Here is a 370-nt window from a genome sequence, read left to right on the forward strand (position 1 = left end):
GGTATAGACTCATTGGACTTGATAGGTTTAATCCAGGTAGGTTGGTTTTCCGTATGTGATTCATTAGGAAATTGTTTTTGAAGACGAGGTAATGTGAGGACATTGAGTAACACCGTTGAACGAAGATCGATCCCACGTACGAACGTTGTTACAGGTGTTCCTCCACGTAAACCGCTTTTAAAACCACCACCAAAACCTGGTGCCTGATTCGCCTGGTTGAATAACGCAATCGCAGTGCATCCACCACATAATGCTTCACCCTGCCCCGGTTGATTGACAAATGCACAATTCGTCGCGCCGCTTACCCCAGCCAACAGTTTTTCCATTGGAGTCACATCATTTGCTTTGACACCTTTGGTCTGCATAAAGG

At 45.7% G+C, this 370-nt stretch carries 1 protein-coding gene; it reads right to left on the reverse strand.

What is annotated here, in order from left to right; all coding sequences use genetic code 11:
* A partial coding sequence (casA, locus tag RTW80_RS27765) for a type I-E CRISPR-associated protein Cse1/CasA (RefSeq protein WP_312721333.1) occupies positions 1–370 on the reverse strand: 370 nt, incomplete at both ends.

It is taken from the genome of Escherichia sp. AM3, assembly GCF_032029835.1.
GTDB lineage: Bacteria > Pseudomonadota > Gammaproteobacteria > Enterobacterales > Enterobacteriaceae > Escherichia > Escherichia coli.